Here is a 21,155-nt window from a genome sequence, read left to right as displayed (position 1 = left end):
ATGTTTAGGTTTTTAATTTATTTCACAATTAGTTTTCTTATTTTAGCTTTTCCAGTTTCTAAAAGTTCAACAGTATTTGATAGTGTAAATAAACCTTTGAAGCCTTATACTCAAAAAGTTTACTCAACGATAGCTTTTTACCTAAGTACTAGCCTTAGTGAAGGTAAAGAAATAACTGTAAAGCTATTCAATAATACTGCAAAAAAAGTGGATTATGTTAAACGAGAATCTTCTGGGTTTGCGAAGCCTGTCGCAAAGAAAGCTCAGGACCTCGACGCTCTCGATGATTATCAACATGGTGAGTACACTGTTGAAGAACGTGAGGCCCTTTTAAAAGTATTACGAGAAAGTGAATAGATTATTGATTGATCGACTTTGACTCAGTCTCTCTTTCAACTGTCCCACCAGAACTCGCAATTAACTCATCAATTTCTTGCATTTTTTGTTTGAGGTTTAGTCCCCTCGTTTCACAAATAGAATCATCAGATGTATTAGTCGATGCTTCTTTTACTCCGGCAAACACCTGAGCTGATAGTAGTGTTAGTACAGATAATAAAAATAACTTTTTCATAATACTTCTCCTTTTGTAGTCACTATATTCAATGCATGATGTATGCCAACAAAAGGGCTCGTGTTTTCAATAACTTAAACACTAGTAAATGTATAAGATGTATACGTTTTTTCGTTGCTGTCTAGATTTTTAACACTTACCTTACAACCTTAAGTATCTTACCCGAATCAGTCGTTAAATAGAGCTCTCCGGCCGGTGAAATAGCTATCTGGCGCATCCTTTCTTCAAGCTCCTCAAGATAGCTTTCTTGTGCAATAACCTTATTACCATCCATTTTAAGCCTTCTGAGATGCTCACTTCCCAAGGCCGCTAAAAAGATATCTCCTTGCCATTCCTTATATTTATTTCCTTCATATACAACCATACCAGATGGCGAGATACTTGGTGTCCAGTGCACAAGGGGCTGCTCCATTCCCTTCTTCTTCTCTTCACCAATGCTTGGGCCCCAATATTCTTTTCCATATGTAATTACTGGCCATCCATAATTAAGCCCAGGTTTTACTAGATTGAGTTCATCGCCACCACGCGGCCCAAACTCACAGCTAAAGACATCTCCTTTCTGGTTCATCCCAATGCCCTGTGGATTGCGATGTCCATAACTCCAAATTTCTTTTAGGGCACCACTTTTATTCTCAAATGGGTTTCCTTTTGCAGCACTACCATCAAAATTTAAACGAAGAATTTTACCATTATGATAAGAGAGATCTTGTGCATATTTTCTTTCTCCGCGATCTCCTACAGTCATAAATAAAAAGTTACCTTTAAATAATAAACGTGAACCGAAGTGGCGAGTCGTATCACTTATAATCTTAGTTTCTAAAAGAACTTCAGACTTTTTCAGTTGAGCATTAGAGTATTGCGCACGAGCTAAAGTTGTAACAACGGCCCCTTTAACTTCAGAAGAATATGTGAAATATGCATAGGACTTATCACCTATTTTTTTATAGACAATATCTAGCATTCCACCTTGGCCACGGGCCTTCACACTAGGAGCGAGTAAGTCTTTTGTTTGTTTAGTTTCAAAGTTATGATACTTGATCTTTCCACCTCTTTCAGTGAAAAGAATTTCATTTTCATTGATAAAAGTAAGTCCCCAAATAATGTCATTTGTTTTAAAGACTTCTTTTGCAGCTACTTTAGCTAGGGTAGTAATTGATAAAAAACAGCTTAAGATTAAAATAATTGTTTTGAGACTTTTCATAGAAAAAGTCTAGCATGTTAGAAAGATTACGGAAGTAAAAACATATTAAAGTCAAATTGATTACTAGACTGATCAACTTCGATTATATCTCCTCCACCTATGGATTCTTCATGGCGACTTATACGGGAAGAGAACTTCAATCTTTTAACTTTTTCGTTAGCAACTCTATAGTCTGTGGATGAATGCATTTCGTCATATTCAACAACATCTCCAGTCCTAAGGTCTAGAATAATATTTAGTGATTCATTATTTTCATTTCGAATAATGAGCTCTGGGTATAAACTATGTTTTGATAATTCAGAAATAATATTTTCTTCTAAACGATAAGGAGGCTGTCCTCCATATAAACGAATAGAAGTAACATCACCTAAGATCTTCACGAAATCTGAAATCGCGCCATTCAACTTAGTCCCACTATCAAGATGGGCCAATATCGATTTTCCATCTGCATTACTCATAACGACAGCAACACAAGTTGTAACTCCATATGTCTGTACAAATGAATGCCTCTGCGAAGATGTATAGATATATTCTCTTTGAAAAACCTCAGGGATATCAGCACGATCTAAAATAGTTAGTGCTAAAGAAGAATTAGCAAATATAAGTGAGCTTACTAAAAGAATATAAAAATGGGCCATTTTCATGACCCTATTATACTAATAATTAATATAAGTTTTTGAGTATTGAAAAGCTTTCAGTGACCGTAAATTATTAAGACAGTAGATTCATAATTTTACGGACAAATGAAACCTTCTTTTCATAAGGAGGGTAACGTAGATCATTTTCTAAACAAAAGCTTCTCTTCATAACGGCTTTTTCATGAGAGAAAAGCTTAAATGAGAACTCACCGTGATATGCCCCCATTCCTGACTCACCTACGCCACCAAATGGCAGCTTTTCATTTGATAAGTGTACAATCGTATCATTAATGACCATTCCACCACTGCTAATGCTTTCAATAACCTTTTTCTTATCGCTATTAGAATCAAGAAAAGCATAACAAGCAAGTGGCTTATCATAGCTTTTAACAAACTCAATTGACTCATCTAAACTGTCAGAGTTGATAATAGGCATAATAGGGCCAAATATTTCATCCTTCATAATTGCACTATCTTTGTTGGCCCTTACATAAGTTGGAGAAATATATAATTGTCCCTTATCAACATCTCCACCAATAACAATGTCGTCTTGATTGATCAGAGATGAGAGTCTATCAAAATGCCTCTCATTAATAATTCTACCATAGTCACCACTTTGTTTAATTTCATCACTATAGAATTTTCTTAAATATTTTTGGGTCGCTTTGAGAAAAGCTTCTTCATCTGATTTTTTTATAAGAATATAATCTGGAGCAACGCAAGTTTGACCGGCATTAAAAAATTTCCCCCATACAATTCTCTTAGCAGCTAAATCGATATTCTTCGTTCCAACTATCGCTGGTGATTTACCACCTAATTCGAGAGTTAAGGGTGTTAGAAACTTGGCCGCTGCCGCCATCACAATTCGACCGACATGACCATTTCCAGTATAGAAGATATAATCAAATTTTAAACTCAATAGCTCTGTTGTCTCCGCGACACCACCTTCAATAACTGCAGCTATCTCACTATCTAAAGCGTTAGTTATAATTGTATTAATTATTTTAGAAGTGGCAGGCGCTAACTCTGAAGGTTTAACAATAACTTTATTGCCTGCCGCAATTGCTCCAATTAGAGGAACCATGGCCAATTGAAATGGGTAATTCCAAGGAGCGATGACTAAAACTTGTCCATACGGTTCACTATGTATAGCACTTCGAGCAGGCATGAAAGGAAGCGGAGAGAAAACCTTTTTAGGCTTCATCCACTTTTTCAACTTTTTCTTTATGAGCTTAATTTCATGTAAACAAAAATCAATTTCAGAAAGATAAGACTCAAATGCACTCTTGTTTAAGTCAGCTTTAAGTGCAGCTAAAATATCCCTCTCACGGGCCTTTATTTCAGCTTCTAAAGCTTCAAGGGCACTGATACGGTCATAGTAGTTTAAATTTTCACGCCCTTTCTGAGCACAATATGCAGTCGTTATATTATTGTCCATAAATGTATTATAGCTGTATTTGAGGAGTTCAGGCAAAAAAAAGCCTGACTACGTGGCCAGGCTTTTTAAGGAGTTGAATATAATTGTTTGAGTTAAATTTTATTGTCCAATCGATTGAGTTGATGAACTTGATGATGTTGGTGCTGCTGCTGGAGCTTCCGCTTCTACACTTGCTACACTATCAGAGCTTGCATACATATCATCACAGCTAGTTCCTGACTCATCTAATGCAAATACATTTGTTACACTTAATAGAAATAAAAATACTAATGCTAACTTTTTCATAATTTCCCCCATTATGGTTTTGTTTCTTTGCTATTTATAAAGCAAGGAAAATGCCAACTTTTCGGATGTCTTTTTAAGTAGTTAGAGCAATAGAGGGTGTAATATTTTGTACAGTGTTTAGATTTTTAACAAAAAAAGGCCCGTTTCATAACGGGCCCTTTAGTATAAGATAATAAATTTAAAATAATCTTATTGTTGATCAGATGTAGTTCCACCTGGTGTTGCCGGCACTTCAGATGAAGATGGTATAGCAGTTGTAGGTGATGTATCTCTGTTATCTAAGTTAACTTTTGGACACTCACCATCTTTTTCACCAGTAGCCGCACTTTCTGCAGCAAAAATACTAAATGATCCAAGAACCAATAAAAGCGTTAGTAGTTTCTTCATATATCCCTCCAATTACATATTTAGGTTTACACCAGCAGGCTTAACAATTGCTAAGAGTGATTGGAAGGCCTGAGTAACTTGTAAGGCCATCTTATGTCCTGCTTTCGATTCTACTTTTAGAATCTCACCGTAGTTATCGTATTTAACGTTGATCTTTCCTACTTTATTCATAGTAATCTCAACTGGCTTACCTTGAGCATTGTATTGAAACTCAAGAGCTCTTTTCTGCTTAGTCTTTTTATTTAAATCCATCATTTTTGAAATACGACCTTTAGAATCGTAAAGTAAAACAACAGACATACCTTTAGAGTTATTAGCTTTCTTAAGGTTACCCTTCTTATCATAGTCAAACTCTGTCCAACCACGTGGGTTAACTACTTTAGTAATCTTCTTAAATTGCTTGTGATACTCAAGCTCTACAAAGTCACCTCTTGAAGAAGCCTTTTTAACAAGTAGTCCATCTTTATTATATTCAAAATTAGTTACGTGATTTCCTCTCTTAATCTGTTTTGGAAGAGAACAACACTCTGTATAAATCGTCTCTGTTTTAAGTCCATTAATTACAGTAAGGATTCTGTAAGTATAGTGAGATCCGTCTGGTTTCTTCTTGATCTCGTACTCATAACGATTTACAACTTCTTTCTTAGTTGGTGATTTCTTTGCTACTAAAGTCCAGTAGTGGAAATCAGGGTTTTTAGGATTACTCTCATATGAGTACTTAATTACTTCACCACTTCTCTTTGTAAGTTCTTTTACAAATTGAGTTTTCTTTTCATAAGCAATCTTTTGAGTTGATCCATCTTTATAAGTAATAAGAGTCATATTATGATTAGCATCGTAATCATACTTGAAATGATTCCCTGAAATATCTTTTGCATCTACTAAGTTATAATTTGTGTCATAAGTATAAGTCGTCTTTTTACCAGCACCAGATTCTACTGATTTCACAAGACCATTTGGATACCACTTAAAAAAGATTTGCTTGGCCATTGAGTCCTTGATTGACTTTAGTGAACCTTCTTTCGTGTAATCAAGATTAACAACATATCCGTTCTTATCTTTTACTTGAATAAGCTTACCTTCTTTATCAAAGTGGTTCTCTTTTCCATCATTATACTTTCTAATATAACCTTTAGCTGTCTTTACGACTTTTTGAAGCCCGCGAACATTTGAGTATAGTTCAGTTCCCACTGCAAGGTTTGAAGATACATTGAACTTTTTAGCATATGCTTGTCTAAGTTCAGCATCATTTGTAAGCTTCGTAACAAGAGTCTTTGCAACTGTCGTCGAAAGAGAAGTTTTCTTTCTCATCACATCAACGATTTTCTCTGCCGCTGCTTTAGGATCTACAGCCTGTCTTGGAGTGAAACGAGTCTTAGCACCTGAACCATTCTCGTGAACTGTTACAGAACCATCTGCTGAAACAACTAAGAAAGTTTCATAATCAGAACCCCAACCATAACCAAACCACCCCTTTCCAGGAGATTTAGAGTTGTACGTTCTTTCAACAACTAGGTCATTCCCACCACCAGGTACGATAATATCCGTGTACGTAATGTAGAAATTTCCGTTTTTCAGATTTACACCAGCAATCGATGCCAGTGAAAACAAACATAGTACTAATAGTTTTAAACTGATCCTCATGACTTGTATCCTTATTTAGTTAAAGAATCTTCATTCTCTCCATAGGCATATCGGAGGCCTTTAACTAAAACTTAAACATATAATAACTTTATTCTTTAATTTTCACTATTTTAAGAATGAAGAAGGTTCCAACACCGTCTAAAACACAGGCGACTACAAATAAGACAATCCCAATGGCCGAAGAAAACATCTTTGGTAGCAGAGTTGGATCATTTGCAGAGAAAATAGCTAGAATTACAAAGGGCATGGCCGCAATTGTGAAGCCCTGAAACTTTCCCTGGGCCGTGGCGGTATCGATTTTTTGCTTCAATCTAATGCGTTCACGAATAACAGTGACAATAGTGTCAAAAACTTCAGCAAGATTACCACCGGTTTCGCGTAAAATATTAACACTTGAAACGAACATATCATTGTCTTGAGTAGGAATTCTTTCTGCCAAGTTTTCGAAGCACTCCTCTAAAGTTACCCCAACTCTGTTCTGCTGCAGGATAATATTAAACTCTTCAGAGATAGGAGGAGGCATCTCATCAACAACCATACCAAGAGCTTGAGGTACTGATAGACCTGCTCTAAGACCATTTGAAAGCAGAGTTAGACCATCTACCATCTGGTTTTGATAAGCTAAAATACGACGATTAACGAGGTAATCAACAACAGGTTTAGGCGCCTTAAATCCTACAAAACCAACGATTAGGCCAAGAAACGCTCCACCACCCCAACTTCCAAATAAACCAAAAGTAATAAGAGTTAGAGTTCCAAGTCCAAATGACAATGCTAGGAGTGCATACGTAACATGATCTGGCTTAACGTCGATAAAAAGTAATTCAAACTTTTCTAAAATATATGTTCGAGTACCAAATGTTTGTTTTTCAATTAAATCAAAAATACCAACTGAATAGCGATAACAAAATAGAAAGAAGATTAAACCAATAAGTCCAATTAATCCACTTCGTCCTATTTGTTCAATAAAAAAACTCATTTATACCTCTATATCCTAAGCCTTCTTCTTCACAGGTGGTGCACCATTGCCTGGTCTTGGTCTAGCTTGAGGCTGACCCGGTCGTAGCCTTTGTTGTCCCTGCTGTGGAGGTCTCTTATTTGGAGGTGGTGGTGCTTTCTTATCAGCGTTAGCAGGTGTGGCCCCACCACTAGCACCAGGAGCATTCGAAAATAAACCACGAGGAATATTGTAACCTTGCCTTTCAAGGGTTTCGATAAACTTCGGAATAAAACCAGTCGCCTGATGGGAGCCAATAATTTTCCCGTTCTTATCGATATCTTTTTGTTGAAAGAGAAAAATATCTTGAAGAGTAACAACCTCTCCCTGAATCCCACCAATTTCAGTAATATGTGTAATCTTACGAGAACCATCATCCAGACGTGAAGCTTGAATGATCAAATGAACTGCGTTGGCAATCATTTCACGAATTGCTTTTGGAGTAAGACCAGCTCCCGCATATTGGACAAGTGTTTCAATACGTCCAATACACTCTCTTGGATTGTTTGAGTGAACTGTCGTTAGAGAACCATCGTGCCCTGTCCCCATAGCTTGGAGCATATCCAGTGTTTCACCACCACGACACTCACCGACTACAATACGCTCAGGACGCATTCTTAGACATTGCTTTACTAGACAACGAATATCAATTTCTCCATCGCCTTCAAGTGAAGGAGGGCGTGTTTCTAAACGAACAACGTGCTCTTGAGGAAAACTAAGTTCAGCAGAGTCTTCACAAGTAATAATACGTTCATTGGCCTGAATAAAACTTCCCAAAATATTTACCAGTGTCGTTTTCCCGGAACCAGTACCACCAGAAACAATTATATTCTTATGTCCTTCAACAGCGATACGTAAGAAGTCCGCCATATTCTGAGTGAAAGAACCGAATTGAACAAGGTGTTTATAAGTAAGTCTCTCTTCAGGGAATTTACGAATTGTAATACAGCATCCGTCAATTGCAGAAGGAGGAATAATTGCATGAACCCTAGAACCATCATGCAAGCGGGCATCAACGTATGGAGTCTTTTCATCAATACGACGACCAATTGGAGCAACAATTCTTTCAATAACGTTAAGAACCTGTCTATCGTTTGAAAAAGTTACTTTTGAAAGCTTAACCTTTCCATCTTCTTCATAGTAAATCTTATTAGGTCCAACAACCATAATTTCAGAGATTGACGAATCAGCAAGCAAGTCCTCGAGAGGCCCTAGTCCCAAGGCTTCATCTAGAATTTCTTTAACAATGCTATTCATATCATCGCGATTGTTTAAGATGCCTTTTGTATCTTCTTTACCAAGTAAATCAATAACAACTTTCTTAGTCTTTTCTTTAAGAATAATTTTCGCTTTCGGATCGTTATCATCATCTTTAGATAGATCCATTTCTTCAACAAGACCTTTATGAATTCTAAGTTTTAGATCTCGCCATCCATTTGCAGCAGCTCCAGTTGGACGCTCTTGTTTTGTACCAACATCATTAGGTTTATTAAGCTTAGCCAATTGACTAAGAATTCCCTTTCCATTGATTGTACGAACTAACTCTGTGACACCTTTAGCAAAAGCACTATTTTTAGCCGCCAGCATAACTGGTTTCTTCTGATTAATGGCCATTGCACAAGTTTGTTCATCTTTTTGAATTTGAGCTAAAACAGGGCGACCAACAGATTTCCCGGCCACATCAGCAGTTACAGGATGACCTTTTTGCGCCTGATTAAAAACAAAATGAATCATTTCTTTAGGAAACATCATTGTTATTAATTCTGAAACAAGGCGCTTAGTCTGATTTAGAGCAAGAAGGTCTGGAGTTATCACAACTAAAATCATCGTTGAATGCTCTAAAGCCTTTGCAGTGAGATCAGTGATTTCCGTTCCAACGTCAATAACAGTGAGTGGATACATGCTTTTTACGGCTTTAAGTACCTTACCAGCTCCATCAACACTCATCCCTTCAGTCGCTACAGGATCATTTGGTAAACCAATATAATGAACACCACTTGGGTGCATATTTACGAATGGCTGAAAAGTTCGTGGATCAATATTTCCATTAAAATTAAAAAGATCTTTTAAGTTCTTATTTGTTTTAATTCCAGTTAACAAATTCAAGTCACCACTAGCTCTTTGATCGAAATCAAGAAGTAATGTCTTAGATCGCTTTTCACCACTGAAAGCAAAAGCTAGGTTTGTAGCAACTTGGGATTTCCCTACGCCGCCTTTACCACCAATGACTGTAATAATATGACCTTCGGCCACTATGGCCCCCTCTTTCTAAATTTTCTTTTAATATCTTCAGTACCAGTTGAGGCACTCTCAATAATCTCAGGAGTGATAAAAACAACAAATTGCTCCTTAGATTTTGAAACATCTTTTGAGCGTACAAATGAGAACAAAGAAAAAACTTGTCCTTCTTCACTTCCATCACTACCAGTTGTTGAAACACCATCAGGTGGGTCTTTGTCATATTCGGTAGCAGTTTTATTAATTGAAATACCACCAACAACCGCTGATTCACGAGACTTAACAATAATTTTCGTATCGAGATTATTAGTTTGTTTATCTGTTCCTTGAGAAGAAGAAACACCAAGAATAATATCTAGATTAATTTTTTCTTCTTGTAGAATCTTAGGTGTTACATCTAAGTTAAATCCCGCTTCGATAACTTTTGCTTGTTGGAACTCCCCAGTACCAACCGCAACGTTCCTCTCAGAACCCTTAGATAACTTTGCCTTTTCACCATCTTTAGTGATCACCATCCCAGATTGAACAATTCGAGCATAACCAGCTGCTTTAGCAGAACTCAGTTTAGGAAATAGTTGTGAGATTGTTCCACCAAAACTACCAGCTGATGAAGTCGTTACTGTTCCACCATTTTCAGTACGTCCAAAAACGATCTGTCCACCTGTTGTTCCAACGCTTGGATTCCATTTAAATCCAAAGACACGATTATAATCTTTTGAAAGCTCAACAAATTGAGCAGTTATTTTAATAAGTTTTGCGGCTTGAGGTGGCTGAGGCTTTCTATTGATGGCCAGAAAGTTTCTAATAATCTCACCCTTATCAAGTTGCTGAACAGAATCTGTTCTTCTAGCTAAACTTTGAATTCTATCAGGTAAGTATGTCGCCGCGATTTTAACAGCAAGGTTACTTTCTTCTTCTGAGTTTACAATTCCTTCTAATAAATATGAATTATTAAAGAATCTAACTGTTACATCTTTTAAGTTATTTCTTCTTAGACCTTCTTGCATTTCTCGAGAAATAATTAAATAAGTCTGTGGTGAAACTTCAACAAGGTTCTTAACATCTGGGTAATCTTCTAAAACTTTTACAATTCGCCCAATATCTCCAGGAACAATAATCTTTCCTTCAACAAAGACCTTACCACCCTTCAAGTTTATTTCTAAACCTTCAATTGGTCCCAATTGTTCTTTAATTTCTGCAATAAGCTTTGACTTCTCTGTTGCAGTAACAGTTACAAGATAACGCTTTTTAATAGCACCTAAGCGATCTCGAACAGTAACAGAAGTAATACCAGGTGCTTCACCTTTTAAAACAAGCTCACTTGTTCCCGCCGCAGTATTAACTGGTTGTACTTTAAGAATTCTTTGATTTGCAATTTGTACACTTCGAGATGTTATTGTGAAATCAATTGGTAAAACTTTATCAATACCAAGAACTACCTCTACTTTTTCTTCAGATACCCCAATACCAGAAGAGGCCTGCTGAGCGCTGGCCGTTAATGCAAATATAAATAGAGTTAAGTACGTTAATATTCTCATTAATTCTTTTTCTTATATTTTTCGTTAAAGAAGGCCCTTGCCTCATTCTTATCAGTATCCGAAAGAATATCGTAGAGTCGAGTTCCTTCGATCATTGCCTTCTCACCATCATTAATATTTCTTAAAGTCAGAATTGGTTTATTTGGTTGGAATACATAAAGATGCGCAATCTTCTGAGCTTGAAATGGACTAAGCTCTAACGTTACTGTTGTATAATTAGAGTAAGTGTTAAGTTTCATTTTTCTTACAACTTCCTCTGTTTTAACACCAATTAGAGGAATATTATTTGAAACACTCATCCCTGTTGAAAGAACACGAACATCTTGAAGGATTGTAACGATTTTTTCTTGATCTTTTCTCGCTCCACCTGTGTAATCAATCGGTGCTAGAACATCGACACGATCACCAGGACGAATAAGCTTTCCTACTGAACTTCTTTCATCAACTTGGAAAGCAATTGCACGCATCCCCACTGTAACTTCTCTTGAAAGACCTGTACTCTCTCCAGGATATGTTACACGTGGTTTTGTAATTTGCTCGCCTTTTAGAATTGGAACTGTCGCAATTGTATTTTCAATTTCTTTTACTGTTTTAAAACTTCCAGGAGCTAAGAATTTCTGTGGAACTGTAATAATTGAAACCTTCGTTTCATCCAGTAGATCGAACTCGCGAATATCTTCTTTAGCAACAAGAACAGAACTCATTGTTCCATACTTTTTAATCAAAGCAGATTGTTGATCTTCGATATAAGTGTGGACCATAAACATGGCAACACCTGCAATAATAAGGGCCAGCGTAAAAGCTCTAGTATTCATAAAACATCCTGTTTTACTTCGTTAAGTAATCACTTAATATTTTAACAAAAAACAAGCATTTAGTTACAATGAGGCATTTTTGGCTACTTATAGCTACAAGAAGTGACCGGTGAAAGGATAGTGGCATCATTGGCCCTAAATAAAACATCACCTGGTTTAGTGAAGGTCTCACCACAGACTCCAAACAAAGTGAACACCTTAATACAATTTGTATCCTCTGGATCACCTGCTTCTTCGCAATTTTCATCTTCAGCTGCGGCCCAAGGAAGAGTTGGAATTTTAAAGCTTGATGAAATCGGTGTACTATTAGATTGTAGTGTTTTATTCCAACCAATCATAAAGCCTCCAACCTCAGTGAACGTCCCACTTAAGCTTCTGATATCATTTCCACCAATTCCATCAGAGTTTCCTTTAAGAATATAAAATGTATATGTTCGAGTTGCTTTATTCTGATTAATCGATGCATTGATTGAGTTGCCTACTGTAATGAGCATCACAACCATATAAAGAAGAATTGGAATAAAAATCATCGCCTCAAATAAGGCCTGTCCTTCTTCATTGTTAAATATTGTTCTTTTCTGATCTGCACTCAAGTTAACATCCGTTATCATAGATCGTTGAGTTCGTACTTGAACAATTCCCATTTCCTAGATCAGTGGCAACCTCAGAAAAAGCTCGACAAACCTGAGCAAGACACTCTCTTATCGTAGGCTCTTTTCCTAGAAACGATTCAATTCGAAAGTCTAAGTCAATATCACCTGTTAATACCTTCATGACAGAGAATTTTGTTTTATAATCTAGATACGTTCCACTTAAGAACCACTGGTTTGTTGTTTTTGAATTAAATTTTATCTGACAATCAGTGCCGCAATTAACAACATTATATGAGTTGAAAACTTCCGTTGCATTTTGACGTGCAAGAGAGTCATTTTGAATTTTATTATCTGCAACGAGATACGCTCGTGATGCCATAAAATTTGCATATTGAAGAAGATAAGTATTTGTATAATTAATTGCAATCTTTGCAAAAACAAAAAAGAAAGCGATCACAAAAGTAAAAGTTGATAGGAACTCAATTGTCGATTGCCCATTTTGATTTCTTATCTTCTTATAATTGCTCATCATAAATTCCTACAGGAGAGAAGAAGTGAGACCTTCCTTCATCATTATTATAATAGAGAGGATGAACTGGATTTCCATAAGTTTTTCCATATGAATCGACACTACCTTTATCACCATAGCGAGCTGAGTATTCCATAGAGCGGGCCAATGTACCAAACATGCCCTCTCCAATCATGCCTTGAAAACCTTCACTTTTGAAGACTAGCATTGCAAAAGATGTCACAACAACAAAAAGTAAAATATACTCTACTGTCGATTGTCCCCTTTCATTTAAAAGAATATATGCTTTTTTATTTTCCATCCTAGAAATATCCATGAAATAAGTATAACAGGGGCAAACGCAAATTTCTTCCCAAAAATCTTTTTAATCTGAACGATATTACCTTCTTTAAAAGCCTGAATAATAAACTCAAGATTTTTAAGAATATTCGTAATAAAAACTGAAAGCCCGACAATCACTGTTACAACAGAAAGGGAGATCAAAGCTTGATCTTGATGAGCGACTGGAATTAAAAGAAATAAACTAGCTAAATATTTCGAATCACCACCGCCCATAATTTTTAAAATAAAAAGTAAAAAACCTGCGAGAAATATCCCTAGAGGGTAAAGAAGTGTTTCAATTCCAATAATGTAGTTATTCGGGAAGAACAATACGAGAACTAAAAATAAAAAGATGTTTCCAATTGACCATACGTTTGCAATCTTTCGAGATTGAATATCGATATAAGAAACATAGAGTAATTGAATAAAGATAAAAACATAGACACTAACGGGCACTCTAACCTACCTATCTTGGTTTACATATGGTGAATGCCAACAGCCATTAGGACACGAGCCTGTTGCAAGCTCCTGCGATAAATGGAATGCAAAACTTTTAAAAAAGCCTGTAGTATAAGCCCCTATTCCCCTTGCCATTGCAATGGAAATACCAGCAAAGAATGCTAAGATAAAAATATACTCTATTAAAGCCTGACCGCTTTGAGACTGACGTGACATACTTAATATTCTACATTAAGTATGCAAAAGGTTTTGGTGAGAAAGTTTTTCCTCCGCTCTCTAGAGTAGAGTGCTTGATAGTCGCATCAAACTAAAGAGCGGAAGAATTAGTTTCCTTGTAGTTCGCGAAGTAGGTTATCTGTGTTCCCGAAAACACCATCAGTAAGAGTTGTAATACCCTCTGATGCCTTTTCCTTAAACTTCATAACAAGCATCGCTGCAACAGCAACAAGTAAGATATACTCTGTTGATGTTTGACCTTCTTCGTCTTTTAGAAACGCTAGCAAGGTTTTCATTTCATACTCCTTTCAATCGCCCCCATTCAGCGGGGTTGAAACTTAAATAACTACTTGAAAGTTTCGGCAATAACTGAGTAAAGCTTTAACTTTTCTTAATAATATTTTAACACTTCGCGCATTTGGTTCAAAAAAAAGGTGTATTTGTTCATAAGTATCTGTAAATACTACCGTCAAGTGCTTTTAATTATGCCTATTATTGTTGCCGTTTACGTTTTTCGGGTATAATTTATGAGTGAGCTAGATGGGCACCAAATAAAGTTGTTTCGCCCTACAAAGCTTAGAAAGGAAGTGGTCACTGGTCACGGTGAGCAGGCCCATGAATCAGTGGGAAGCCTAAAGTGATTATCACTACATCCCCCTGTCGTACGACGGGCGGAAACTTTCATCGCTCATCTAGCTCATTCACACTGCCCTTTCCATTGCGCAATCCAAAAAATTCTTTTCAAATCATCAATATCTAGTAGAATTTAAGTTATGGATATTACAAAATTTGAAAGAAACACGGAAGTATCAACAAAATGGATCGAAAATCTTGCTCTCGAAGAGATCAATATGGACGAGAGTGGTGTTGTAAGTTTTAACGACCACTTAAATCCAGCATTCCAACTTGAAGAATCTTCAATTAACTTCATGAATAAGCTCAGAGATCTTTTTGAGATTTATGTCCATAAATTCAATGAATACCGCGGTGATAATAATACGATCAAAATTTTTAAGATTGCTAATACAATCAATGACTTTATGATCTATCGCAATTCACTTCGTCTTATTTTTGCAAGAAAATCAGATGATCTTATTTCAATTGGCTTCTTAGCGAATGGGAAAGACATCTTTAGTGCTAGAACTAATGAATCTCAAGTTCATGGCGGTGGACATCTTCACGAGATCCGCGCACACATCGGGCCATTTAATCAAATCACATGGCGTTTTGAAAATGAAGTTGTTGATTGTGATGCACTTGTAAGACACTACTTAAGCGAATTTATCAAGCTTTCTGCGCGCTAAGAAGATTTAGATATAGTTAATTGTATCCTTAGACTCATGTGCTTCCTTAGCATCAAGGCCTACCCGTAACTTTTGAGCTGAATATTCTAAAGACTCTTCTACAGTTGGTAGACGCAAATGCAGATAGCCCTCAGCATTAGTGATATTCATATTAAAATTTAGAACACCTGAACTATTATCTCCAACCTTTGCTGAACTCATAATTGGATATGGCCATTTGGCCGATGCAATCAACTTTTGTGGTTCTTGAAATTTTTGACAATACAGTTTTCCAAAAGAATAAGTCGACATAAAATCATTTGAACTAATTTGTAACAAACGATTCTTAAGACCTCTTTCGATGCAAATTTTGATAACCATTCCAAGGTAGTCAATATCGAGAAAGCCCGTTTTAATATAGTCATCAAGTTCAATCTCTTCTCGTGCATGAAGCTTTGCTTGAATTTTCTCAAAGAGATTACGACGAACGTGTACACCGCCTCTTCCATATAATCGACAAACTCTAAAAACTAAGTAATTTAGAGAGGATTTTTGAATATAAAATTCCGCAGCCGCCTGAGTCTTGCCATAAGTAGTAGTTGGATCAGGAATATCTAACTCAAAATTTTCAGATGATTCACCTGAGAAAACGAAACTTGAAGATAAATAAATAATTTGTGATTTATATCGCTGACAAACATCTGCCACAGTAAAGAGTCCACTTGTATTTAAAGCATCCGCCCTTCTCTCACTTAGTGCACAATCCACAATTGAAGATAAACCTACCGCATATATTGTAATGTCTGGTTTAAATGTATACATGATTAACTGAACTTCTTGCTTACTGTGAACATCACATGGAACAGTTGTTATGCCATCAATAGAAACAGGGTTCTTATGATAAGTACCAATGATTTTGTAGTCTTTCTTTAAAAAGCTTGCAAGTGATGAGCCCACAAATGAAGAAATACCAAAGATTAGAATTGTCTTGGTTCTTTGTTCAGTCATGATTCTATTATATAGGTAAGATTTGTTTTTTGAGAAAAAAAAGAGGAGGCAACTATGTCCTATTCAGGACCATAGTCGCCTATATGATTAGTTTATCCGATTAGTTTTAACGCCACATTTGGCACTTGGTTTGCCTGTCCAAGAACAGAGGCTCCCGCCTGAATTAAGATATTGTTTTTAGTCATGTCGGCAGTTTCTTTTGCCACATCAACATCTCTAATTCGCGATTTTGCCGCACTCAAGTTCTCATCACTGATCCCCAAGTTATTGACTGTTGATGTGAGTCGATTCTGTAACGCACCCATACTGGCACGATAACCGTTGACTGCGACCAACGCATCGTCAAGTTTTTGAAGAACTGCTTGAGAGCCTTCTTTAGTGGACACACTATCTGAGGCAAGTCCAAGTGCTGTGATTGTAGCATCTGATCCTGCTGCATCGTAAGTAAGTCGATCAAGCATTGGATCATTGTGAATCCCAACTTGAAACTCGAGCTTGCCACCTGTTCCATCGAGTAGCTGTGTTCCGTTAAAGTTAGAAGATTTTGCGATTCTATCAATCTCTTCTTTAAGCTGTTGGAACTCGATGTCTGAAAATGCTCTTTCAGTATCCCCAATCGTGTCAGAGGCAGTCTGTACTGCAAGCTCTCTAAGACGAATGATGATATTTGAAACTTCATTTAATCCACCTTCTGCTACCTGGACAAGTGAGATTGCATCGTTTGCGTTTCTCTTTGCTTGCCTCATACCTCTGATCTGAGCTTTTAAGTTTTCACTAATTGCCAGTCCAGCGGCGTCATCTCCAGCCTTTGTAATACGTTCACCTGAAGATAGTTTTCTTAAGTTGTCCCCAACTCTTTTATTTGTAAGTGACATTGCTCTTTGTGCTGCGATTGATGCCACGTTTGTATTAATTCTGATTCCCATGATTAGTCTCCTTTAATCATCATATAAACCTCCTGTTTGATAATTGAGCATCCAGCTCAATAAATTCGTTAATAATTAAATAATGCTTCTACGGATAAACCAATCATTCCTCTATATATATTTGCCAAGCAATCAAAGGTTGCAGTCTCTAATTGCCGTACATAACTTATCCAGTAGTATGCATATTATTGACTCCGTGTTCTTTACTCTAAATTTTTCTAAACAATGCTAGTGCCATCCGGCGCTGTCAGGGATTATTACCCTTGAGCAGCAGCCTGGATTAAGCTTAGTGCACTGTTTGTACTAGTGTTCGCCTGAGCAAGAACCGAAGTACCGGCAGTCATTAAAATGTTTTGTTTTGTTAAGTTTGCAGTTTCTGCTGCTACGTCAGTGTCTCTTACACGAGAGTTTGCCGCACTTAAGTTTTCAATCGACGTTGCAATATTATTTACCGTTGACTGAAGTCTGTTTTGAAGGGCACCAAAGTCCGCTCTAATACCAGATACAGAGATAATCGCCTGATCAATTGATGATAGAGAGTTCTGTGCAGAAATCTTATCAGCAACTGATGCTAAGTTAAGACCAAGAGCTGCTACGTTTACGTCAGCTGATGATGCATCAAACGTTAAACGATCTGATATAGGGTCATTACGCGTACCGATTTGGATATCAAATACTGCACCTGTACCGTTTAGTAGTGGTACTCTGTTGAATTCTGTTGAGTTAGCGATACGATCAACTTCAGAAGTTAATTGTTCGAATTCTACGTTTAGGAACTTTCTTTCAGTTGCTCCAATAGTATCCGAAGCTGCTTGTACTGATAGTTCTCTAAGTCTAATTAGGATATTTGAAACTTCCCCTAAAGCACCTTCAGCGATTTGAACTAGTGAAATACCGTCTTCTGCGTTTCTTTCAGCTTGTCCAAGACCTCTAATTTGAGCCTTTAGGTTTTCAGAGATTGCTAGACCTGCGGCATCGTCACCCGCTCTGTTAATTCTCTGACCTGATGATAATTTTTCTAGAGATTGTTGCATACCAAGACGTGTTCCACGTAGGTTTCTCTGTGCGTTTAGAGATGCAACGTTCGTGTTAATTCGTAGTCCCATTCGATCCTCCTTGACTGGGTACCGACAAGATTCCTTCCTGTCAGTCAGCTGAAATCCATACAGCTGTACAATTGTTACACCACCTTATCGCTCCAATTTCTTAACTCTTTAGAAAAAAATTGTATATTTCTTATACGAAACTTTTTGCCTAGTTAAGAATTAACCTCAGTGTTTATGGGGCTTTTGAATTCTGGATAATTTTATTCAAGATTTTATTTGCAATTAAATGTAAAATAAATCGACATGATATTTACAACTCTAGAACAATATTCTCATTTAAAAAATGCTCTCAATAAAGAAATTGAAAAGGCTTTTCATTATAAAGATGAAAACAGCTTTAATACTGACTTCTATCAACTAATGAAGGAGAGCAATCATCACAATTGTCATCTGCTTCTTGATGATAATGAAAATATCGTCGCGCATATTGGTGTTAGACCAGTAACACTACATTATAAAGGGCATGAGTTAAAAACATTATTACTGGGTGGAATTGTTACTAAGGAAGAGTTCCAAGGACAAGGTCATTTTAAAGAACTCTATAATCACATAAAGAGCATCTATAAAGATAACTACTCTCTCGTCATTCTTTGGAGTGATAATATGAGTGTCTATAAGAAGCTTGGCTACACTCAGTTTGGATTAACTGCTGTAATTGGAGATACTCCAGTAACAGAAGAGAAAATACGACAGAGGGGTTACTGGCCAATTAATATTCAAGAAATTGATAAAGAAAATTTAGAAAAAAAATATAATAAATCTTATAAAGACACCATCTCAATTCAGAGATCTCTAAAAGAATGGAACGATATTAAACAAATATCTTCAATGAAGACTTTTACAAACGATAATGGCGATTATCTATTCTTTGAGAAAGGACAAGACTTAAAAGGAATTATTCACGAGTGTTCTTTTTCAAATAATAGGCAAGAACTTGAGAAATTTAAAGGACTTCAACTATTAAACCCTACTCCACTTGATGAAGAGTCTTTTTTTATTCATCTAGCCTGGGGTAAAATTATTAATACTTGTGAATTTTCGAATTTTTTAAAGGCCATCACTAAAAATGCCGTGTCTATTTCAGACTTTAAGCCAGATTTAGATAAGGTAACACTTACTATCAACGAAGAATCTTTTTTATTTAAAAAAGAAGAACTTTTACCACTACTTTTTGGACCAGAACAAGCCATCGAGCTACAAGAGTTGATTCCTCAAATTTATATTACTGGAGCAGATAGTATTTAATTTCTGTGCTTCAAAGTCCCATAGCCAATTGCTGATATTGAAAGCACCCACAAAATTATAGTAAGAGTTGGGTAATCGAGTAATGCACCCTTATAAAGATCTTGTTCAGAAACAAATGACTTCCCAGCAAAAAAGAAAACACCGCCAAGAACATAAAATGAAAGTAATCTCACGCTACTGGCAAGAGATGCAATTGGTTTCCAAATTCCTTTGTGTCTAATTTTTACTGCATAGTTATTCTTCGCAAATTCTTTGAGAAACCATTTAAGATGTCTTGGAACAATTCGAGACGCACTTAAGACATCCTTAGCAATCCACATTCCATCTTCAATAAAGCTATCAGTAGAGAAACTATCTCTAATAATATCATTGATATCTCCTTCTAAAAGACTAAAGATATCAAAATCAAGATCTAACGATTGACCTACTCCATCGAGTGTTATTAGAGCTCTAAAGACAACAAACCATTCACTAGGTAAGAAAATATGATGTTCTCTTAGGGTTGTGATGATCGAACTAATAATTAACGAGAAATTTGTTTGTTGAACTGTTAGTCCAATTTGCGGACCAATTGCATTCTTAATATCAATAATTAATTTATCAACATCCGGTACTGTTTCATAGATGGCAACATCCAAGAACTCATATACTAAGTTTTCGAAGTTTTGAGTTAGAATTGCATAAATAATAGCAATAAAATTTTGACGAGCATTTTTAGAAAGATTTCCAACTAGTCCAAAATCAATCAGAGCAATCTTTCCATTTGGAAGATAGAAGAAATTCCCACCATGAAGATCTGCATGGAAAAAACCTTCATTTAGAAAACATCGCATAAAAATTTTCACACACTCATCTAACTTTGAATCAAGCTCTTCTATATGCTCACTGATTTTTTCACTATCACTAAATGGAATTCCCTCAATAAGCTCCATGACTAATAAATCATGGCAAGTAAACTCTTTATATATTTTAGGTAAATGAAAAATTTCAGAGTGATCATATTTTGCAATTATTTTCTTAAGTTTTTCACAATTAAGTGCTTCTACATTGAAATTCAATTCACTTTGAAGGGAGAATGAGAAATCCTCTAAAACTTTAGAAAAGCCTAAGAACTTAAAATCATCTGCTGCTTTTTCCGTTTGTGTCGCTAAAAAGATAAGTATTGAAAGGTCTGTTTCAATAATGCGATCAATACCTGGCCTCTTAACTTTTAAAACAACTTTCTCACCTGTTAAAAGCTCTGCTCGGTAAACTAAGCCAATAGAAGCCGTTCCAATCGGTTGATCTTCAACACTTCTAAAAACATCTTCAATTTTTTTTCCAAGTGATGACTCAACATTTTTCTTTATTCCAGAAAAAGGGATTGGTTTAACTTCATCTCTTAGCTTTTTCATATGCTTAATGAAGTCTTCATCAAAAATATCTTCTCTCGTACTTAAAAGTTGTCCAAATTTTACAAATGCAGGACCAAGTTCTTCAAAGCAAAGTCTTAAGCGATAACCCATCACGTCTCCCCATGAATTATCATGGACAGATACTTTTTGAGATTCTTCACTCTTTCTAGGAAAAACAAAATTAGGAATTATATTAATTACGTTTTGAGAAACAAACTCATCTAGGCCATTTTTAGCAAAAACAGTAGCGATTTCCCTTAAACGAGAAATATTTCTAATTGTTTTTGTTATTTTAAAACTAGTCGTTATTAGGCCCACATAAT

24 protein-coding genes and 1 other RNA gene are annotated in these 21,155 nt (G+C 36.2%); 4 read left to right on the top strand and 21 right to left on the bottom strand.

Annotation, left to right across the window (positions count from 1 at the left end; translation table 11 throughout):
- The gene (locus tag ABMA70_RS10285) at window positions 1–357 is read left to right on the top strand and encodes a hypothetical protein (RefSeq protein ID WP_103218415.1); all 357 of its coding nucleotides are present in this window, start codon (window positions 1–3) and stop codon (window positions 355–357) included.
- Window position 358: 1 nt separating this feature from the next.
- On the opposite strand, the gene ABMA70_RS10280 is transcribed toward ABMA70_RS10285, so the two are convergent.
- The 17 genes from ABMA70_RS10280 to ABMA70_RS10200 all read right to left on the bottom strand — a co-directional run bounded on the left by ABMA70_RS10280 (window position 359) and on the right by ABMA70_RS10200 (window position 14,166).
- On the bottom strand, window positions 359–571 hold the full coding sequence (locus tag ABMA70_RS10280) for a hypothetical protein (RefSeq protein ID WP_103218416.1): 213 nt from the start codon (window positions 569–571) through the stop codon (window positions 359–361).
- Between the two features lie 136 nt (window positions 572–707).
- Window positions 708–1,772 carry a PQQ-dependent sugar dehydrogenase gene (locus tag ABMA70_RS10275; protein ID WP_392993726.1) on the bottom strand — a complete coding sequence of 355 codons (1,065 nt, stop codon included), beginning with the start codon at window positions 1,770–1,772 and terminating at the stop codon, window positions 708–710.
- A gap of 26 nt (window positions 1,773–1,798) precedes the next feature.
- Window positions 1,799–2,416: a hypothetical protein gene (locus ABMA70_RS10270; protein WP_392993729.1), complete on the bottom strand. Its 618-nt coding sequence runs from the start codon at window positions 2,414–2,416 to the stop codon at window positions 1,799–1,801.
- Window positions 2,417–2,483: 67 nt separating this feature from the next.
- Window positions 2,484–3,848 carry an aldehyde dehydrogenase family protein gene (locus tag ABMA70_RS10265; protein ID WP_392993732.1) on the bottom strand — a complete coding sequence of 455 codons (1,365 nt, stop codon included), beginning with the start codon at window positions 3,846–3,848 and terminating at the stop codon, window positions 2,484–2,486.
- 99 nt (window positions 3,849–3,947) lie between these two features.
- Window positions 3,948–4,133, bottom strand: coding sequence for a hypothetical protein (locus ABMA70_RS10260; RefSeq protein WP_103218419.1), 186 nt, complete (start codon window positions 4,131–4,133; stop codon window positions 3,948–3,950).
- Window positions 4,134–4,322: 189 nt separating this feature from the next.
- On the bottom strand, window positions 4,323–4,520 hold the full coding sequence (locus tag ABMA70_RS10255; protein WP_103218420.1) for a hypothetical protein: 198 nt from the start codon (window positions 4,518–4,520) through the stop codon (window positions 4,323–4,325).
- Between the two features lie 12 nt (window positions 4,521–4,532).
- Window positions 4,533–6,164, bottom strand: a complete 1,632-nt coding sequence (locus tag ABMA70_RS10250; RefSeq protein ID WP_103218421.1) for an RHS repeat domain-containing protein — start codon at window positions 6,162–6,164, stop codon at window positions 4,533–4,535.
- Between the two features lie 88 nt (window positions 6,165–6,252).
- On the bottom strand, window positions 6,253–7,143 hold the full coding sequence (locus ABMA70_RS10245; protein WP_103218422.1) for a type II secretion system F family protein: 891 nt from the start codon (window positions 7,141–7,143) through the stop codon (window positions 6,253–6,255).
- A 15-nt stretch (window positions 7,144–7,158) separates the two neighbouring features.
- Window positions 7,159–9,414: an ATPase, T2SS/T4P/T4SS family gene (locus ABMA70_RS10240; protein WP_392993737.1), complete on the bottom strand. Its 2,256-nt coding sequence runs from the start codon at window positions 9,412–9,414 to the stop codon at window positions 7,159–7,161.
- Entirely contained in the window at window positions 9,414–10,937 is a 1,524-nt protein-coding gene (locus tag ABMA70_RS10235) for a pilus assembly protein N-terminal domain-containing protein (RefSeq protein WP_103218424.1), read from the bottom strand. Before ABMA70_RS10235 ends, ABMA70_RS10240 begins: the two co-directional genes overlap by 1 nt.
- Window positions 10,937–11,752 carry a Flp pilus assembly protein CpaB gene (gene cpaB / locus ABMA70_RS10230; protein WP_103218425.1) on the bottom strand — a complete coding sequence of 272 codons (816 nt, stop codon included), beginning with the start codon at window positions 11,750–11,752 and terminating at the stop codon, window positions 10,937–10,939. The genes ABMA70_RS10235 and cpaB overlap by 1 nt, the downstream gene beginning before the upstream one ends.
- An 83-nt stretch (window positions 11,753–11,835) precedes the next feature.
- The gene (locus tag ABMA70_RS10225; protein ID WP_146037871.1) at window positions 11,836–12,345 is read right to left on the bottom strand and encodes a hypothetical protein; all 510 of its coding nucleotides are present in this window, start codon (window positions 12,343–12,345) and stop codon (window positions 11,836–11,838) included.
- A 1-nt stretch (window position 12,346) separates the two neighbouring features.
- Entirely contained in the window at window positions 12,347–12,874 is a 528-nt protein-coding gene (locus ABMA70_RS10220) for a hypothetical protein (RefSeq protein ID WP_103218427.1), read from the bottom strand.
- Entirely contained in the window at window positions 12,861–13,175 is a 315-nt protein-coding gene (locus ABMA70_RS10215; protein WP_103218428.1) for a hypothetical protein, read from the bottom strand. The genes ABMA70_RS10220 and ABMA70_RS10215 overlap by 14 nt, the downstream gene beginning before the upstream one ends.
- The gene (locus ABMA70_RS10210) at window positions 13,145–13,651 is read right to left on the bottom strand and encodes a prepilin peptidase (RefSeq protein WP_103218429.1); all 507 of its coding nucleotides are present in this window, start codon (window positions 13,649–13,651) and stop codon (window positions 13,145–13,147) included. Before ABMA70_RS10210 ends, ABMA70_RS10215 begins: the two co-directional genes overlap by 31 nt.
- A 6-nt stretch (window positions 13,652–13,657) precedes the next feature.
- Window positions 13,658–13,870: a Flp family type IVb pilin gene (locus ABMA70_RS10205; RefSeq protein WP_146037872.1), complete on the bottom strand. Its 213-nt coding sequence runs from the start codon at window positions 13,868–13,870 to the stop codon at window positions 13,658–13,660.
- 107 nt (window positions 13,871–13,977) lie between these two features.
- Entirely contained in the window at window positions 13,978–14,166 is a 189-nt protein-coding gene (locus ABMA70_RS10200; RefSeq protein ID WP_021267549.1) for a Flp family type IVb pilin, read from the bottom strand.
- Between the two features lie 234 nt (window positions 14,167–14,400).
- Here ABMA70_RS10200 and ssrS point away from each other — a divergent pair.
- Window positions 14,401–14,573: non-coding RNA, 6S RNA (gene ssrS / locus ABMA70_RS10195), on the top strand.
- A gap of 70 nt (window positions 14,574–14,643) precedes the next feature.
- Window positions 14,644–15,174 carry a hypothetical protein gene (locus ABMA70_RS10190; RefSeq protein ID WP_103218430.1) on the top strand — a complete coding sequence of 177 codons (531 nt, stop codon included), beginning with the start codon at window positions 14,644–14,646 and terminating at the stop codon, window positions 15,172–15,174.
- 6 nt (window positions 15,175–15,180) lie between these two features.
- On the opposite strand, the gene ABMA70_RS10185 is transcribed toward ABMA70_RS10190, so the two are convergent.
- The 3 genes from ABMA70_RS10185 to ABMA70_RS10175 all read right to left on the bottom strand — a co-directional run bounded on the left by ABMA70_RS10185 (window position 15,181) and on the right by ABMA70_RS10175 (window position 18,193).
- Window positions 15,181–16,161, bottom strand: a complete 981-nt coding sequence (locus tag ABMA70_RS10185) for a sugar nucleotide-binding protein (protein ID WP_103218431.1) — start codon at window positions 16,159–16,161, stop codon at window positions 15,181–15,183.
- Between the two features lie 92 nt (window positions 16,162–16,253).
- Window positions 16,254–17,087 carry a flagellin gene (locus tag ABMA70_RS10180; RefSeq protein WP_103218432.1) on the bottom strand — a complete coding sequence of 278 codons (834 nt, stop codon included), beginning with the start codon at window positions 17,085–17,087 and terminating at the stop codon, window positions 16,254–16,256.
- 257 nt (window positions 17,088–17,344) lie between these two features.
- A complete protein-coding gene (locus ABMA70_RS10175) occupies window positions 17,345–18,193 on the bottom strand; it encodes a flagellin (RefSeq protein ID WP_021267425.1) in 849 nt (282 codons plus the stop codon).
- A gap of 243 nt (window positions 18,194–18,436) precedes the next feature.
- Here ABMA70_RS10175 and ABMA70_RS10170 point away from each other — a divergent pair, with 243 nt between their 5' ends.
- The gene (locus ABMA70_RS10170) at window positions 18,437–19,438 is read left to right on the top strand and encodes a GNAT family N-acetyltransferase (RefSeq protein WP_392993744.1); all 1,002 of its coding nucleotides are present in this window, start codon (window positions 18,437–18,439) and stop codon (window positions 19,436–19,438) included.
- On the opposite strand, the gene ABMA70_RS10165 is transcribed toward ABMA70_RS10170, so the two are convergent.
- Entirely contained in the window at window positions 19,435–21,150 is a 1,716-nt protein-coding gene (locus ABMA70_RS10165) for an AarF/ABC1/UbiB kinase family protein (protein ID WP_103218434.1), read from the bottom strand. The genes ABMA70_RS10170 and ABMA70_RS10165 overlap by 4 nt on opposite strands.
- Window positions 21,151–21,155 lie beyond the last annotated feature (5 nt).

It is taken from the genome of Halobacteriovorax sp. XZX-3, from assembly GCF_043196495.1.
Classification (GTDB): Bacteria; Bdellovibrionota; Bacteriovoracia; order Bacteriovoracales; family Bacteriovoracaceae; genus Halobacteriovorax_A.
Note: the sequence above shows the minus strand (reverse complement) of the source record. Positions and strands in the feature narration are given on the sequence as shown.

Coding starts and splice junctions, on each gene's coding strand:
- ABMA70_RS10285 (WP_103218415.1), top strand. CDS start 1: ATGTTTAGGTTTTTAATTTATTTCACAATTAGTTTTCTTATTTTAGCT.
- ABMA70_RS10280 (WP_103218416.1), bottom strand. CDS start 571: ATGAAAAAGTTATTTTTATTATCTGTACTAACACTACTATCAGCTCAG.
- ABMA70_RS10275 (WP_392993726.1), bottom strand. CDS start 1,772: ATGAAAAGTCTCAAAACAATTATTTTAATCTTAAGCTGTTTTTTATCA.
- ABMA70_RS10270 (WP_392993729.1), bottom strand. CDS start 2,416: ATGAAAATGGCCCATTTTTATATTCTTTTAGTAAGCTCACTTATATTT.
- ABMA70_RS10265 (WP_392993732.1), bottom strand. CDS start 3,848: ATGGACAATAATATAACGACTGCATATTGTGCTCAGAAAGGGCGTGAA.
- ABMA70_RS10260 (WP_103218419.1), bottom strand. CDS start 4,133: ATGAAAAAGTTAGCATTAGTATTTTTATTTCTATTAAGTGTAACAAAT.
- ABMA70_RS10255 (WP_103218420.1), bottom strand. CDS start 4,520: ATGAAGAAACTACTAACGCTTTTATTGGTTCTTGGATCATTTAGTATT.
- ABMA70_RS10250 (WP_103218421.1), bottom strand. CDS start 6,164: ATGAGGATCAGTTTAAAACTATTAGTACTATGTTTGTTTTCACTGGCA.
- ABMA70_RS10245 (WP_103218422.1), bottom strand. CDS start 7,143: ATGAGTTTTTTTATTGAACAAATAGGACGAAGTGGATTAATTGGACTT.
- ABMA70_RS10235 (WP_103218424.1), bottom strand. CDS start 10,937: ATGAGAATATTAACGTACTTAACTCTATTTATATTTGCATTAACGGCC.
- cpaB (WP_103218425.1), bottom strand. CDS start 11,752: ATGAATACTAGAGCTTTTACGCTGGCCCTTATTATTGCAGGTGTTGCC.
- ABMA70_RS10220 (WP_103218427.1), bottom strand. CDS start 12,874: ATGAGCAATTATAAGAAGATAAGAAATCAAAATGGGCAATCGACAATT.
- ABMA70_RS10215 (WP_103218428.1), bottom strand. CDS start 13,175: ATGGAAAATAAAAAAGCATATATTCTTTTAAATGAAAGGGGACAATCG.
- ABMA70_RS10205 (WP_146037872.1), bottom strand. CDS start 13,870: ATGTCACGTCAGTCTCAAAGCGGTCAGGCTTTAATAGAGTATATTTTT.
- ABMA70_RS10200 (WP_021267549.1), bottom strand. CDS start 14,166: ATGAAAACCTTGCTAGCGTTTCTAAAAGACGAAGAAGGTCAAACATCA.
- ABMA70_RS10190 (WP_103218430.1), top strand. CDS start 14,644: ATGGATATTACAAAATTTGAAAGAAACACGGAAGTATCAACAAAATGG.
- ABMA70_RS10185 (WP_103218431.1), bottom strand. CDS start 16,161: ATGACTGAACAAAGAACCAAGACAATTCTAATCTTTGGTATTTCTTCA.
- ABMA70_RS10180 (WP_103218432.1), bottom strand. CDS start 17,087: ATGGGAATCAGAATTAATACAAACGTGGCATCAATCGCAGCACAAAGA.
- ABMA70_RS10175 (WP_021267425.1), bottom strand. CDS start 18,193: ATGGGACTACGAATTAACACGAACGTTGCATCTCTAAACGCACAGAGA.
- ABMA70_RS10170 (WP_392993744.1), top strand. CDS start 18,437: ATGATATTTACAACTCTAGAACAATATTCTCATTTAAAAAATGCTCTC.